We start from the raw sequence: 14,300 nt of genomic DNA, 5'->3' as shown, positions 1-14,300 counted from the left end.
GGGTGCGGCACTGCTGGCGCTGGGCGGGCACCGGGAATCGGGCGCGGCGATCATCGCCGAGCACACCCGGCTCGCCGCGGACGTCGCGGCCGCCGAGCTGGTGATCACCGGCGAAGGCCGCTTCGATGACCAATCGCTGCACGGCAAGGTGGTCAGCGCGCTGTCACACGGGGCCGGGGCACACCAGATCCCGGTTCTGGTGCTGGCCGGACAGGTGACACTGGGTGCCGACGCACTGCAAGACGCCGGAATCACCGCCGCCTACGCCGTCGTCGACTTCGCCGGATCCGTGCAGGTGGCCATGGACGACGCCGCCAATCAGCTGGCCGGACTGGCATCCCAGGTTGCCGCAGAACTCGGGAATAGCGCCCCGACCAGGTACCGTTGAGTGGTCTGGGTTGACACCCATTCCATGCATGCCACCGAGGGAGAAGTAATGACTGTTCAGGACGAGTCAGCGACCACCACCGCTGCCCACGGTGTGGCCCTGTCCGATGCCGCAGCGATCAAAGCCAAATCGCTGCTCGATCAGGAGGGTCGCGACGACCTGGCGCTCCGGATCGCCGTGCAACCGGGCGGTTGCGCCGGCCTGCGCTACAACCTGTTCTTCGATGACCGGGTGCTCGACGGTGACCTCACGGTCGAGTTCAGCGGTGTGACGCTCACCGTCGACCGGATGAGCGCTCCCTACGTCCAGGGCGCCACGATCGACTTCGTGGACACCATCGAGAAGCAGGGGTTCACCATCGACAACCCCAACGCCACAGGCTCATGCGCCTGCGGCGACTCGTTCAACTGATCTCAGCGCACACCCGCGGGCGTGTTCCGGCTCTGTCTCGACAGGGTTAGAACGCGCCCGCGGTGCGTAGCACGTACGAACACACCAGAACGTCCTCGCCATAGGCGAGCACCTGCGCGACACCCTGCCGGACGTCGTCGCCGGTCCGGCTGCCGGTCGTCGGCACCACTTCCATGGTGAACAGCACCTGAGCGCTGCTCGGCGACGCGAACACCATTGTGTCGATCTCGGTGACATGGACGCTGGAGAACTGCTTCTGGAACGCATCGCTGCTGAGCCGGGCCAGTGCGTCATCTGCGCGGCGATCGCGCACCCCGTCGTAGAGGCCGCAGAGCGAATTGCGCGAGACATTCTGGATGTCGCCGTCCAACAATGCGTCCAGGTAGCCCTGGATGGCCCGCTGAACGGTCAGGTTGTTGAGCACCGCGCCACCGCGCGAGTCCTCGCGTCCCGCCACCGCAACGGCTACCGCCACCGCAGCGACCACCGCCACCGTGAGCACTGCCGCGACCAGCAGCGTCCATCGCCGACGGGGACCGGGGTAGGGGACCGGCGGAGGAGGCGGACCCGGATACGGGGCCGCGGCCGGGCCTGGGTGGAAGGGCGTGTCCGCCGGCGCCGGCGGCCGGTACGGGCCCCACGCCTGACCGAAATCCGCGTGATATCCGGGCTGGCCGGCCCGCGGATCGGGTCGCTGATCGGGCCCCGGGGCGCCGACACCGTGGTACGGCGGATAAGGGCCGGACATTGTTTCTCCCGAGGTAGCGCCTGACACCGTCGAGCCGGTCACGCGGGCGGCTTCGAGTGCGCGCCGCACGGCACGGTGTTTCCGCTACGCAGGTTAGCGCACGGAGGAGGAGATGAGCGCGACGGCGGGCAGCGGTAGTGTCAAGTCGCCCAGTGACCAAGACGGATGGAGCGACTTGTGACCATTGCTGTAACCGGATCGATCGCAACAGATCACCTGATGCGATTTCCGGGCCGCTTCGCCGAGCAACTCCTGGCCGAGCACTTGCAGAAAGTGTCACTGAGTTTCCTGGTGGACGACCTCGTGGTGCACCGCGGCGGGGTTGCCGGAAACATGGCCTATGCCATCGGGATCCTGGGCGGGCGCCCGACACTCGTCGGCGCGGTCGGGACCGACTTCGCCGACTACCGGCAGTGGCTGGAGTCCAACGGCGTCGACTGCGACCATGTGATGGTCTCCGAGACGGCCTACACAGCGCGATTCGTCTGCACCACCGATGAGGACATGGCGCAGCTCGCGTCGTTCTACCCCGGTGCGATGTCCGAGGCGCGCAACATCTCGATCGCCGATGTGGTCGCCAAGGTCGGCAACCCGGAGCTGGTGATCGTCGGCGCCAACGACCCCGAGGCGATGTTCCGCCACACCGAGGAATGCCGTTCCCTGGGACTGGCTTTCGCCGCAGACCCGTCGCAGCAGCTGGCCCGCCTCAACCGCGAGGAGATCCGTCGGCTCATCGACGGTGCCACCTACCTGTTCACCAACGACTACGAGTGGGACCTGCTGCTGCAGAAGTCCGGCTGGTCGGAAGCCGAAGTGATGCAGCAGATCGGGCTGCGGGTGACCACCCTGGGTCCCAAGGGCGTGGATCTTGTCGGCTCCGACGGCACCTTTGTCCACGTCGGCGTCGTCCCCGAGACCCGTAAAGAGGACCCCACCGGTATCGGCGACGCGTTCCGGGCGGGTTTCCTCACCGGCCGCGGCGCCGGCCTGAGCCTGGAACGCTCGGCGCAGCTGGCGTCGCTGGTGGCCACGTTGGTGCTCGAGGCGCCGGGCCCACAGGAATGGACGTGGGACAAGCCGGCGGCGCTGGCACGGATCACCGACGCCTACGGCCCCGAGGCGGGCGAAGAGATCGCCGCCGCGCTGGTCTAGCCGCGTGCGTCTAGCCGCGCTGGTCTGATCGCCGAGATCGACAAAGAGGCGAGATCTACTCGCACAAACCCGCCCAAACGTACGTTTGGGCGGGTTTGTGTGGGGAGCTACAACTCGACGGGGTAGGTGGGCTCGCTGATCTCCGGCACCACGGAGCCGTCGATGAAGATGGCGTGCCACAGCATGAAGATCAGCACCGTCCACAGCCGTCGGCTGTGATCGCTTGCGCCGCTGCGGTGTTCGTCGAGCATCCGGCGCACCGCGGCCAGGTCGACCAGCCGGCCGGCCTGGGAGTGCTCGACCATCTGGTACGCCCAGTCCAACAGCTCACCGGCCCGCAGCCAATGCCGGATCGGCACCGGGAAACCCAGTTTGGCGCGGTGCAGCACATGGGCGGGCACGATGGGCTCCAGGGCGCGGCGCAGCGCGTACTTGGTGGTGGTCCGGGTGATCTTCTGTTCGAGCGGCAACCGCGACGCCACCGCGAACACCTCGGGGTCCAGGAACGGCACCCGCAGCTCCAACGAGTTGGCCATCGTCATCTTGTCCGCTTTGACCAGGATGTCGCCCCGCAGCCAGGTGAACAGATCCAGATGCTGCATGCGCGCCACCGGATCCCACCCCGCCGACTCCCGATACACCTGCGCGGTGACGTCGGTGTGCGTCCAGTCCGCCCGGAATCCCGGCAGCACCGAGCGCAGCTGCGCATCGGAGAAGCTGCGGGCATTGCCGTAGTAACGCTCCTCGAGCGTCAGGGAACCGCGGTGCAGCAGGCTCTTGCCGCGCACCCCGTCCGGCAGCGGCGCCGAAGCCCGGCCCAGCGAGCGTCGCACCGGCCTCGGGAGATAGTCGAAAGCTTTGAGTGACAGCGGTTCCCGATAGATCGTGTAGCCGCCGAAGAGCTCGTCGGCACCTTCGCCGGACAACACCACCTTGACGTGCTTGCGGGCTTCCTTGGCGATGAAGAACAGCGGTATCAGCGCCGGATCGGCGACGGGTTCATCCAGATACCAGACGATTTCGGGCAGTGCGGCGACGAACTCCGCCGGGCTGACCACCTTGGCGATGTGACGGGCGCCGATCGCTTCGGCGGAGGCGACGGCCACGTCGACCTCGGAGAAACCCTCGCGTTCGAACCCGGTGGTGAACGTGATCAGCCGCGGATTGTGCCGGATGGCCAATGCGGCGATCGCCGTGGAATCGATACCGCCGGACAAGAACGCGCCCACGGTGACGTCGGCCCGCATGTGCTTGGCCACCGAGTCTTCGAGTGCGGCGGTGATCTCGTCGTAGCGGGCCTGCTCGGATCCCGCCTGGAACGGTGTCACCGGGAAGCGCGGCACGAAGTACCGACTGATCTCAGGGGCCGAACCCGGCCGGATCCGGGCATAGCTACCCGACTCGAGCCGGCGTACATCGCGATGCAGCGTCTCCGGCTCGGGGACGTACTGCAGGACCGTGTAGTGCTGCACCGCGCGCTCGTCGAGGCCGGAGGCGCCGGCGTCGATGCCCAGGATCCCGGCCAGATCCAGCAGGCACTTCTTCTCGCTGCCGACGGCCGTCCCGCCGGGCCCGGTCGCCATGAACAACGGCTTGATTCCAAACGGGTCCCGGGCGCAGAACAACTCACCGGTCTCGGTATCCCACAGCGCGAAGGCGAACATGCCCCGCAGTCGCGGCAAGGCCTCGACGCCCCAGTGGTGGTAGGCCGCGACGATTGCCTCGCCGTCACCGTCGGTGTGGAACCGGGCCCCGTGTTCGGACCGCAGCCGTTCCCGAATCTCCAGGTAGTTGTAGATCTCGCCGTTGAACACCAGCACGTAGCGATCCGGCGCTTCCGGGGGACCCCAGCGCAACGGCTGGTGGGAATGGGCGATGTCGATGATCGACAAACGGTTGAATCCCAGCACCACCCGGTCGTCTGACCAGGTGCCTGGTTCGTCGGGCCCACGATGGCGCATCAGGTGCGACGCGCCGGCCACCGCCTCGACGACATCCCCCGTGACGGGCCGGGCCGAATCGCACACCAGAGCTACCAGTCCGCACATCGCCGCCAAGTATGCCCAAGCCGCGGCGAAACGCATACGGCAGGTGCGTCGGGCTCGGCTGGAGGGCGTGGTCTACGCTGCGTAGTATTCGATCCGCAAACGCGTCTGACGGGGATTCCCCAGACGGGATCGAGACGGACTGAAACAGGAGGCGCCAGCGTGAAGACCCGCCGTTCTCGTCGGCTCAGGGTGTTGGCTATGGCGGTCACGTTCAGTGCGCTGGCGGTTGTGCTCAGCGGCTGCAGCGTCACCGACGCGTTGGCCCTGGGGTGGCCAAAAGGCATCACCCCTGAAGCTCATCTGAATCGTGAGCTGTGGATCGGCTCGGTCGCGGCGTCGTTCGTGATCGGCGGATTCGTCTACATCATGTTGTTCTGGACTGCGGTGTTCCATCGCAAGAAGGCCACCGACACCGAGCTGCCCCGGCAGTTCGGCTACAACATGCCGCTCGAACTGGTCCTGACGGTGATCCCATTCCTGATCATCTCGGTCCTCTTCTACTTCACCGTGGTGGTGCAGGAGCGGATGCTGGCCAAGGATCCCAATCCTGAGGTCGTCATCGACGTCACTGCCTTCCAGTGGAACTGGAAATTCGGCTACCAGAAGGTTGCCTTCGCCGATGGCACCTACGACTACGACGGCGTCGACAACGAGCGCAAAGAGGCCATGGTCTCGCGCCCGGGTGGCGACGGCGCACACGACACCCCCGAGCACGGGGAAGCGGTCGGTGCCATCCGTGGCCTCAACCCCGAGGACCGCAGCTACCTGAACTTCGACAAGATCGAGACGCTGGGCTCCAGCACCGAGATCCCGGTCCTGGTGTTGCCCAGCGGCAAGCGTGTCGAGTTCCAGATCGCCTCGGCCGACGTGATCCACGGGTTCTGGGTGCCGGAGTTCCTCTTCAAGCGCGACGTGCTGCCCAACCCCAAGGAAAACAACTCCGACAACGTCTTCCAGATCAGCGAGATCTTGCAGACCGGGGCCTTCGTGGGACGCTGCACCGAGATGTGCGGTACCTACCACGCGATGATGAACTTCGAAGTCCGGGTGGTAGAGCCCAAAGACTTCAAGGCCTACCTGCAGTACCGCAACGACCGGCCCGAAGCCACCAACGCCGAGGCGCTCCAGGCCATCGGTCAGGATCCGGTCGCGATCACCACCCGGCCGTTCGACACCCGGCGCGGCGAGCAGGCACCTCCGGTGCGGAACTGACCGGCTGAGACGGATTAGAGAGAAACCAGCATGCATATCGAAGCCAGGCTCTTCGAGATCCTGACCGCATTCTTTGTCCTGGCCGCAGCCGGGTACGCCGTGCTGACGTCGATGTACGCCAACGGTGGCATCGAATGGGCCGGCACCACCGCGCTGGTCCTGACCGCCGGTCTGTCACTGATCATCGGCACCTTCTTCCGGTTCGTGGCCCGACGTCTCGACACTCGGCCCGAGGACTACGAAGACGCCGAGATCAGCGACGGTGCCGGGGAACTCGGCTTCTTCAGCCCGCACAGCTGGTGGCCGATCCTGATCGCACTGTCCTTCTCGATCGTCGCAGTGGGCACAGCGCTCTGGCTGCCGTGGCTGATGGTTGCCGGCATCGTGTTTGTGCTGACGTCGGCTGCCGGTCTGGTCTTCGAGTACTACTGGGGCGCCGAGAAGCACTGACACGTGGCGCCGCCGCTGTCCTGCGGTTCCCGGCAAGGTCACAATCAATGACCAAGTGCGTCGGCAACCGTCCTGTCGCGTCAAGTCCGCCGCCGTCGTTGGGTAATGTTGCCGGGGCGCAACAAGCTCCAATCGGCGCGGTGCGCGCACTCCTCGGCGTTCCCGCACGTTGCGGTGGATTATCGGAGAAGGACAGGCGGACATGAGCGGGCCGAACCCCCCGGGACCGGATTCCGGAGAAGACCGGGAACCCACGTCGACCCCCGACGGTAATGGGCCGGACGGGCTCAACGAGGACCTCGGCAAGGAATACGGCACCCATCTGGTGCCTGCGGAGTTCCCGTCGCAGGCCTACTCGGCGCCGGAGTCCGAGCAGTTCATCACCGGCCCGTACGTGCCTGCCGACCCCCACTTGTACGACTACGACACCTACGACGGCGGTGAGACCGACGGCGAAGCCCGTCCGCCACGGTGGCCGTGGGTGGTCGGCATCACCGCGATCGTCGCGGCGATCTCCCTGGTGGTGTCGGTGTCGCTGTTGGTCACCAGCACCGACTCCGACGACCTCGCCAATCCCGCCACCACAACAACCAGCCGGCCCCCGGTACAGGACGAGATCACCACGACCGTGCCGCCGCCACCGCCGCCCCCACCGACCACCGAAGAGCCGCCGCCACCGCCGCCGCCCACGGAAACGGTGACCGTCACCCCGGAACCACCGCCACCTCCGCCGCCACCACCGCCCGCGGAGGAGCCGCCACCGCCGCCCCCGGAAACCACGGAAGCGCCGCCGCCACCACCGCCGACCACCACGGCCCCGGCCGGACCGCGACAGGTGACGTACTCGATCACCGGCACCAAGGCTCCCGGTGACATCATTTCGGTGACCTATACCGACGCGTCGGGACGCAGCAGGACCCAGCGCAACGTGTACATTCCGTGGTCACTGACGGTGACACCGATCTCGCAGTCCGAAGTCGGTTCCGTGCAGGCGTCCAGCTTGTTCCTGGTGAGCCGGCTCAACTGCGCGATCACCACCAGCGACGGCACCGTGCTGTCGTCGAACACCGGAAACGCGGCGCAGACCAGTTGCTGAACGCGAAGTCAGGTAGGGAGCGGGGAAGACCAGTGACTGTGCGTCAGGAGAACCGGTTCGCGGGATCGCCGGAGGTCGTCGACCGTGGTCTCATGGCCGGCTGCGCGCTGACGTGGCTCACAGCACTCGGAATCTCCGTCGCCGCAGGCGTGGCCCTGGTGCACATGGGTGGGGGCCGTACCAGTGCCGCAGTGGGGGACCGGGGCACCCCCTGGCTGCTGTACACCGTGATCGCGGTGTCGGCACTGGTGATCGTGCTGGCGATTCCGCTGTTGTTACGGGCCCGCCGGGCCGCCGAGGCCGAACTGCCGCCCCCACCGCGGACCGGACCGAAAACGGTGCAGGCACGTGCCATGCTGGCCGACGTCGACCCGCCGGACTATCCGGGGCCCACACCGGCCCGGCATTCGAGCTCGGCGATCTCCGCGGCCCTCCTGGACCGCATGTGGCTGCGTTGCGGGCTCGGCGTCCTCACCGGCATCGGTCTGGCGTACGTGGCGGTTGCCGTGGCCACCTATCTGATGGCGTTGGGGCATACCACCGCGTCGTGGAGTGTGTACGGGGTCGCCGGTGTTCTCACGCTGGCCACGATCGCCATCCCCGTCAGCTACCTGCGTCGGCTGCGCATTGTGCTCGCCGCTGACGCCGGCTGACACCGCCAAGGCTGTATCCGCCCGTAACAGGGTCTCCAGACCCCGCACCGGCCCCGGGGTGTCCGCCCCTGCCGTTGCCCACACCTACGTGCTGGGGCACGGGTTCGTTGTTGTCGCCCCTGAAGGCTCTGTAGGGGCTGCGTTCCGTACCTGCAGTTTCGATGATCACCAGGGACTGCCCGGGCTCTCATCGCGGCGATCAGCGGTGCAGAGCTCGCCCTCGGGTGTGGGCCCCGGTGCCGGTGGGGGAGCGGGGCCACGGGTAGCCCGGCGCCGCGGTCGGGTTGCGCGCCGAAAGCAGCATCACGGCCTGGGCGGGACTTCCAGCACCGAGCAGCACGACATGGCCCCTGAAACCACAAACGGCTGTGAGCACCTGAGTGCTCACAGCCGTTTGGAGATAACCGACGATCAGTGGTGGCCGTTTGATCCGTTCGACTGGCCGTCGGTGCCGTGCTCGTTGTCCTGGTACTCCTTGAGCGCGGTGAGCGCCCGATGATGCGAGGCCTGCTCGGCTTCGGTCAGCGCCTGATCCTCGGAAATCGGATCCGGGTACAGGAAGCTGCCGCGGCCGGGCGAACCCGCAGACCCCAGCTTGTTCATCTTCTTGGGGACGGCACCGCCCTGGTACTCGAGCGGGATCGGGTGACCGTGATCGTCGACGGGTCCGATCGGCTGGTGCAGCTCGACATACGCGCCATGGGGGAGGCGCTTGATGATGCCGGTCTCGATGCCGTGTTCGAGCACCGCCCGGTCGCTGCGCTGCAACGCCACCGCCCAGCGGTAAGCGATGAAGTACACCACCGGAGGCAGGACCACCATCGCGATACGAACGATCCACGTCGTGGCGTTCAGCGAGATGTGGAACTTCAGCGCGATGATGTCGTTCATACAGGCGAACGTCATCAGGATGTAGAACGCGATCGCCATCGAACCGATTGCGGTGCGCACCGGGGCGTCCCGGGGGCGCTGCAGCAGATTGTGGTGAGCGTCGTCGCCGGTGAACCTCTTCTCGAGGAACGGCCACGCCATCAGCAGGGCAAACACCACGCCCATCAGCACGGCGATCCACACCGGCTGCGGAATCGTGTAGTTGCCGAAGTAGAACTCCCACGCCGGCCACACCCGGATCAGGCCGTCGGTCCACATCATGTAGAAGTCCGGCTGCGAACCGGCCGACACCATCGACGGCTTGTAGGGGCCCAGGTCCCAGATCGGGTTGATCTGCAGCAGACCACCCATCAGGCCGAGGATGCCGACCGTCATCGCGAAGAACGCACCCGACTTGACCGCGAACACCGGCATGACGCGCACGCCGACGACGTTCTTCTCGGTGCGGCCGGGGCCGGGGAACTGGGTGTGCTTCTGGAACCACACCAGGGCCAAGTGCGCCCCGATCAGAGCCAGCATGATGCCTGGGAGCAGCAGGATGTGCAGGGCATACAACCGCGGAATGATGATCGTGCCGGGGAAGTCGCCACCGAACAGCGCCCAGTGCATCCAGGTGCCGATAACCGGGATGCTCATCGAGATACCGGAGAACGCGGCGCGCAGGCCGGTGCCGGAGAGCAGGTCGTCGGGCAGCGAGTAACCGAAGAAGCCTTCGAACATCGCCAGGATCAGCAGCAGAGAACCGATCACCCAGTTGGCCTCGCGGGGCCGGCGGAACGCGCCGGTGAAGAAGATGCGGGCCAGGTGAACCATGATCGACGCGGCGAACAGCAGCGCGGCCCAGTGGTGGACCTGCCGGATGAACAGACCGCCGCGAACCTCGAAGCTGATGTTGAGCGCCGATTCGTAGGCCTTCGACATCAAGATGCCGCGCAACGGCTCGTAGACACCGTTGTAGGTGACCTCAGCCATCGACGGATCGAAGAACAGCGTCAGCCAGATACCGGTGATCAGAAGAATGATGAAGCTGTACAAGGCGATCTCACCCAGCAGGAACGACCAGTGGGTGGGGAAGACCTTGTTCAGCTGCCTGCGGACCGCTCCAGACGGGTGGTAGCGCGAATCGATCGCGTTACCCTGTTTGGCCGCGATATCGGCGAGTTTGGAACTCATGATCGGCGCTCCCAGAATGCAGGTCCGACGGGCTCGATGAAGTCGCCGTTGGCGACAAGATACCCGTCTTGGTCAACGGTGATGGGCAGCTGCGCCAAGGCACGCGCAGCGGGACCGAAGATGGGTTTGGCGAAATGCAACGCGTCGAACTGCGACTGGTGGCACGGGCACAGGATGCGATAGGTCTGCTGCTCGTAGAGCGACGACGGGCAGCCCAGGTGCGAGCAGACCTTGGTGTAGGCGAACAGGTCGCCGTAGTTGAAGCTCTCCTGGCCCTGCCGCTTGACCACCTTGTGCATGTCCTGCGGCTTGATGCGGATCAGCATGACGGGGTTACGCACACCCATCTGGATCTGCGCCAGCGTGTGGTGCGACTCGGGTGTGGTGCCGTCACCGTCGGATTCGCGCCAGGGGAACACCGTCTCCATGCCGCCGGCGTCGAGGTCTTCGGCGCGCATCTTGATGAACGGCGAGTGGCTGTCGCCGGTGCCGCGGGCCAGGAAGATGGTCTCGCCGTGGAAGCGTGGGGTCCAGCCCGACGTCCACAGCACGGCCTTCATCCCGTCGGCGGTCGGAACGACCGGCTTCCACGGATTCTTGATCAGGCCACCGATGAAGGCGACCAGGGTGCCGGCGCCGAAGGCGCCGAGGCCCAGCCCCAAGGAGACACCGATCATCTTGCGGCGCTTGATGGTCGAGCCCTCGAGCGCGTCACTCAGGTTGGCGACGACGGTCTTGCGCTGCAGTTCCGAGGACGGGCCGTCATGGCGGTCCTGGATCGAGATCTCTTCGGGGATGAACCGCTTCTGGAAGAGCACCGCGCCGATACCGATGGCCAGGATCGACAACCCGAAGGTCAGGCCGTACATCGGGGTGGCGAGGTTGTACCAGATGCTGCTGGGGTCGTACTCCCACGGCCAGAAGATGAAGATGACCAGCAGCGCCAAGCCGCTGATACCGGCCAGGATCAGCCACAGGGCGACATTGCGCTCCGCACGCTTCTCGGCCTTGGTGCCCTCAACCGGCCACCGGGGTTCTTTGTGAACGATGTCGACGCCATCGAGCTGGCCGCCGAGGGCGAGGAGCTCCTCGCGTGACATCCGGGCCAACTGTTCGTCGGTGGGATGTCCGGCTTCGCCAGTGGTGCCTTTGTTGTCGCTGCTCATGCTCTCGCCCCGATCCACATCGCCACGCCGATCAAGGCGACCATGCCGATAATCCAGACCGCCATGCCCTCAGAGGTCGGGCCGAAGCCGCCCAGTCCGTAGCCGCCGGGGCTGCGCGCCTCTGCGGACTCCCGGACGTAGGTCACGATGTCCGACTTCTCTTCGGGGGTGAGCTGCCGGTCGGAGAACTTCGGCATGTTCTGCGGGCCGGTCAACATTGCGGTGTAAATCTGCTGTGGGGTGGCATCACCGAGGTCGGGAGCCCACTTACCGGAGGACAGCGCGCCACCCTTGCCGGTGAAGTTGTGGCAGGACGCGCAGTTCAGGCGGAACAGATCGCCGCCGCGGGCCACGTCACCGTGGGTCAGTGAGGCCTGGGCGATCTGGCCGTTTTCGTCGCGAACGACCATGGGGCCGCCACCGTTGGCCTGGATGAACGCGCCGAGGGCGTCGATCTGAGCGTCGTCGAAGTTCGACGGCTTCTGCGGCGCCTGCGAGTTCAGGCTCATGGCCGGCATACGTCCGGTCGAGACCTGGAAGTACACGGCCGCTTCACCGACACCGACCAGGCTCGGGCCACGGTCGGGAACACCCTGGAGATTGGCGCCGTGGCAGGAGATGCAGGAGGTGTCGTAGAGCTGCTTACCGGTACGCAGTAGGGCCGACGCAGATTCGTCGGCCACCGCGACCTGCGGTTTGGGGGTGATGACTGCGGCGAGGCCGCCGGCCATCGTGAGTGCGATCAACAGCAGCAGGCCTGCCGTGAGTCTCCGCCGGGTGCGCCGCCGCGTCTTCGGCGTGCCGGCTGATCGGGTCAACCGCGAGATCTTCAACCGGGCACTCCTGTTCCTAGGGCTGCTGTCGCTCTTGGGTGTCGATGTCATCGGGTCGTGTGCTGCTTCATCGGACGAAGTAGATGACGGCGAACAGGGCGATCCAGACGATGTCGACGAAGTGCCAGTAGTACGAGACGACGATCGCGGCGGTGGCCTGTGCCGGGGTGAACTTGGACATCTTGGTCCGGGCGAGCAGGAAGACGAAGGCGACCAGGCCGCCGATGACGTGGAGGCCGTGGAACCCGGTGGCCAGGTAGAACACCGTGCCGTAGGCACTGCCGGGGATCGTCGTCCCCGTGTGCACCAGGTGGTAGTACTCGTAGCCCTGGCCGAGCACGAAGAAGGTGCCCATCGCCAGCGTCAGGGTGTACCAGCGGCGGAGTCCGAATACGTCACCTCGCTCGGCGGCAAACACGCCCATCTGGCAGGTGAACGACGACGCGATCAGGACCAGAGTCACCGGTACGGCAAGGGCGAGGTTCAACTCGGTCGGTGCCGGCGGCCAATCACCTCCCGCCTGGGCTCGCGCGGTGAAATACATCGCGAACAACCCAGCAAAGAACATCAGTTCACTGGAAAGCCACACGATGGTGCCGACACTGACCATGTTGGGTCGGTTCAGCGAATGAATCCGCGACGTGATAGCGGTTCCAGAGGTGCCTACAGCGCTCGTCACACCAAGAAGTATGACGCTTTGTAGTTGTCGATCTCCACCCGGGGAGGGGTTTGGTTGGAAGTGTCGTCGTGATAGTGGTGCGCTCGCCTTGGGTACCCACCGGCCGACGTGGGAATATCGGCTGGTGACTGCATCTGATTCCGGGCCCACGTGGCCGCGCATTCTGTCCCGGCTGACTGATTCCCAACACTTGGAACCCGGCCAGGCGGCATGGGCGATGGACCAGATCATGACCGGCGCCGCCACCGGAGCCCAGATCGCGGCCTTCGGGGTGGCCATGAAGATCAAGCGCCCGACCCCGGCGGAGGTCAGCGAGCTCGCCGACACCATGCTGTCCCACGCCCGACGGGTGCCCACCGACATCATCGGCGCCGACACTGTCGACATCGTGGGCACCGGCGGCGACGGGGCCAACACGGTGAACCTGTCGACGATGGCGGCGATCGTGGTGGCGGCGGCCGGTGTACCGGTGGTCAAGCACGGCAACCGGGCGGCTTCGTCGCTGTCCGGCGGTGCCGACACCCTCGAGGCGCTCGGGGTCCGCATCGACCTGGGACCCGACGACGTCGCCAGATGTGTGGCAGAGGTCGGGATCGGCTTCTGTTTTGCCCCGCAATTCCACCCGTCGCTACGGCACGCCGGCGCAGCCCGCCGGGAGATCGGGGTGCCGACGGTCTTCAACCTGCTCGGTCCGCTGACAAATCCGGCCGGGCCGCGGGCAGGTCTGATCGGGTGCGCGTTCGGTGACCTCGCCGAGGTGATGGCCGGGGTGTTCGCCTCCCGCCGGTGCAGCGTCCTGGTGGTGCACGGTGATGACGGCCTCGACGAGCTGACCACCACCACCACCTCGACGATCTACCGGGTCCAGGCCGGCTCCATCGATCGGTTGACCTTCGATCCCGCAGGCTTCGGTTTCGCCCGGGCCCAGTTGTCGGAGTTGCTCGGCGGGGACGCGACGAGCAATGCGGCCTCGGCGCGGGCGGTGTTCGCCGGTGCCACGGGTGCGGTGCGCGACGCGGTGATCCTCAACGCCGCAGGCGCCATGGTGTCGCATGCCGGGCTGTCCGCCAGCGCCGGCTGGCAGCCGGCCTGGGAGAGCGGTCTGGAACGAGCGGCGCAGGCGATCGACTCCGGCGCTGCCGAACAGCTGCTGGCCAAATGGGTGCAGTTCACCCAGAGGCTGTAGGGCGTCTCCCCTCTGATGGGGAGCGGGCCTCTCGGGGGCCGGGCGGATTGAGTAGCTCGCGGTAGTTCATTGCAGGGCTGTTCGTTTCGGGGTGCTGCGTCGGGTGTCGGCGATCAGGTTTCGGTGCCGAGGCGGCGAGTTTGGCGTTGCGCGCTGCCGCCGCCCACCCGACGTGGCGGCCGGCGCCGTGCACCGGGCTGGTCCAGCCCTGGGT

The 14,300-nt window shown here is 66.4% G+C and carries 14 protein-coding genes; 8 read left to right on the top strand and 6 right to left on the bottom strand.

Annotated features, from left to right (window positions below; genetic code table 11):
* The coding region (locus WBB07_RS18595; RefSeq protein WP_526309865.1) for a glycerate kinase at positions 1-388 on the top strand (388 nt) is incomplete at its 5' end.
* A gap of 48 nt (positions 389-436) precedes the next feature.
* On the top strand, positions 437-799 hold the full coding sequence (locus tag WBB07_RS18590; RefSeq protein ID WP_526309864.1) for a HesB/IscA family protein: 363 nt from the start codon (positions 437-439) through the stop codon (positions 797-799).
* A gap of 46 nt (positions 800-845) precedes the next feature.
* Here the strand turns inward: WBB07_RS18590 and WBB07_RS18585 are convergent, their stop codons facing one another.
* The gene (locus tag WBB07_RS18585; RefSeq protein WP_526309863.1) at positions 846-1,547 is read right to left on the bottom strand and encodes an Rv0361 family membrane protein; all 702 of its coding nucleotides are present in this window, start codon (positions 1,545-1,547) and stop codon (positions 846-848) included.
* A 177-nt stretch (positions 1,548-1,724) separates the two neighbouring features.
* Between WBB07_RS18585 and WBB07_RS18580 the strand changes: the two genes are divergently transcribed.
* Complete coding sequence (locus WBB07_RS18580; RefSeq protein ID WP_526309862.1) at positions 1,725-2,699, top strand: carbohydrate kinase family protein; 975 nt, start codon at positions 1,725-1,727, stop codon at positions 2,697-2,699.
* Positions 2,700-2,806: 107 nt separating this feature from the next.
* Here WBB07_RS18580 and asnB read toward each other — a convergent pair whose 3' ends face one another.
* Positions 2,807-4,747: an asparagine synthase (glutamine-hydrolyzing) gene (gene asnB, locus WBB07_RS18575; RefSeq protein ID WP_526309861.1), complete on the bottom strand. Its 1,941-nt coding sequence runs from the start codon at positions 4,745-4,747 to the stop codon at positions 2,807-2,809.
* A gap of 198 nt (positions 4,748-4,945) precedes the next feature.
* Between asnB and ctaC the strand changes: the two genes are divergently transcribed.
* The 4 genes from ctaC (at position 4,946) to WBB07_RS18555 (ending at position 8,158) form a co-directional block, all read left to right on the top strand.
* Positions 4,946-5,959: an aa3-type cytochrome oxidase subunit II gene (ctaC, locus tag WBB07_RS18570; RefSeq protein ID WP_526309860.1), complete on the top strand. Its 1,014-nt coding sequence runs from the start codon at positions 4,946-4,948 to the stop codon at positions 5,957-5,959.
* A 30-nt stretch (positions 5,960-5,989) separates the two neighbouring features.
* Positions 5,990-6,409: an aa3-type cytochrome oxidase subunit IV gene (gene ctaF, locus WBB07_RS18565; RefSeq protein WP_526309859.1), complete on the top strand. Its 420-nt coding sequence runs from the start codon at positions 5,990-5,992 to the stop codon at positions 6,407-6,409.
* A 202-nt stretch (positions 6,410-6,611) separates the two neighbouring features.
* Positions 6,612-7,505, top strand: a complete 894-nt coding sequence (locus WBB07_RS18560; RefSeq protein WP_526309858.1) for an MmpS family transport accessory protein — start codon at positions 6,612-6,614, stop codon at positions 7,503-7,505.
* A gap of 32 nt (positions 7,506-7,537) precedes the next feature.
* Positions 7,538-8,158, top strand: a complete 621-nt coding sequence (locus WBB07_RS18555) for a DUF2561 family protein (protein ID WP_526309857.1) — start codon at positions 7,538-7,540, stop codon at positions 8,156-8,158.
* Positions 8,159-8,569: 411 nt separating this feature from the next.
* On the opposite strand, the gene qcrB is transcribed toward WBB07_RS18555, so the two are convergent.
* Genes qcrB through ctaE form a run of 4 tightly spaced genes read right to left on the bottom strand, consistent with a single transcriptional unit; the run spans position 8,570 to position 12,900 of the window.
* A complete protein-coding gene (gene qcrB, locus WBB07_RS18550) occupies positions 8,570-10,222 on the bottom strand; it encodes a cytochrome bc1 complex cytochrome b subunit (RefSeq protein WP_526309856.1) in 1,653 nt (550 codons plus the stop codon).
* Entirely contained in the window at positions 10,219-11,388 is a 1,170-nt protein-coding gene (gene qcrA, locus WBB07_RS18545; RefSeq protein WP_526309855.1) for a cytochrome bc1 complex Rieske iron-sulfur subunit, read from the bottom strand. The genes qcrB and qcrA overlap by 4 nt, the downstream gene beginning before the upstream one ends.
* Positions 11,385-12,272: a cytochrome bc1 complex diheme cytochrome c subunit gene (gene qcrC, locus WBB07_RS18540; protein ID WP_526309854.1), complete on the bottom strand. Its 888-nt coding sequence runs from the start codon at positions 12,270-12,272 to the stop codon at positions 11,385-11,387. The genes qcrA and qcrC overlap by 4 nt, the downstream gene beginning before the upstream one ends.
* A 16-nt stretch (positions 12,273-12,288) precedes the next feature.
* On the bottom strand, positions 12,289-12,900 hold the full coding sequence (gene ctaE, locus WBB07_RS18535; protein ID WP_526309853.1) for an aa3-type cytochrome oxidase subunit III: 612 nt from the start codon (positions 12,898-12,900) through the stop codon (positions 12,289-12,291).
* A gap of 88 nt (positions 12,901-12,988) precedes the next feature.
* On the opposite strand from ctaE, the gene trpD reads away from it, so the two are divergent.
* Complete coding sequence (gene trpD / locus WBB07_RS18530) at positions 12,989-14,086, top strand: anthranilate phosphoribosyltransferase (RefSeq protein WP_526309852.1); 1,098 nt, start codon at positions 12,989-12,991, stop codon at positions 14,084-14,086.
* The last annotated feature ends 214 nt before the right edge of the window (positions 14,087-14,300 follow it).

Origin of the sequence: Mycobacterium sp. (assembly GCF_049647605.1) — a bacterium.
Classification (GTDB): Bacteria; Actinomycetota; Actinomycetes; order Mycobacteriales; family Mycobacteriaceae; genus Mycobacterium.
The sequence above is the reverse complement of the archived record's forward strand: the minus strand, read 5'-3'. Positions and strand labels throughout refer to the sequence as shown.